The following is a 574-nucleotide window of genomic DNA, read 5'->3' on the forward strand; positions in this document are numbered from 1 at the left end:
GCCCGGCGGTGCGCACGTGCTCGCGCACGAGCTCCAGCCAGCGCTCGCGGTCGGCGCCGGAGAGGGCCTCGAGCAGCGCGGCGTGCTGCTGCAGGGTGGTGCCCATGCGCTCGCGGGAGCCGCCGACGGTGGCCACGCCCATGCGCATCTGCCGGTCGCGCAGGGTGTCGTAGAGGCCGGAGAGGATGACGTTGCCGGCGGCGCGCACGAGCGTGGCGTGGAAGGCGCGGTCGGCGGCGGTGAAGGCCCAGCCGTCGCCGGCCTCGCGGGCGGTGCGCATGTCCTGCAGGTGGGCGGCCAGCGGGGCGGTGAGCTGCGCGCGCAGCTCCCAGGCGCGGGCGGCGGTGTGGACCTCGACGAGCTCGCGGGCCTCGAGGACGTCCTCGACCTCGGCGGGCGAGACGGGCACCACGAGGGCGCCGCGCTTGGGGATCAGGTGGACCAGGCCCTCGGCCTGCAGGCGCAGCAGGCCCTCGCGCACGGGGGTGCGCGAGACGCCGACGCGCTCGGCGACCTCGCCCTCGGTGAGCAGGTGCCCCCCGGGCAGGGAGCGGTCGAGGATGGCGGCCTTGAC

General features: G+C 77.4%; 1 protein-coding gene. It reads right to left on the bottom strand.

Going from position 1 to position 574, the window contains the following annotated elements; translation table 11 throughout:
* Positions 1-574: GntR family transcriptional regulator (locus tag GTR00_RS22330; RefSeq protein WP_166613654.1), on the bottom strand; the 574-nt coding region annotated here is incomplete at both ends.

Origin of the sequence: Kineococcus indalonis, from assembly GCF_009906395.1 — a bacterium.
Classification (GTDB): domain Bacteria; phylum Actinomycetota; class Actinomycetes; order Actinomycetales; family Kineococcaceae; genus Kineococcus; species Kineococcus indalonis.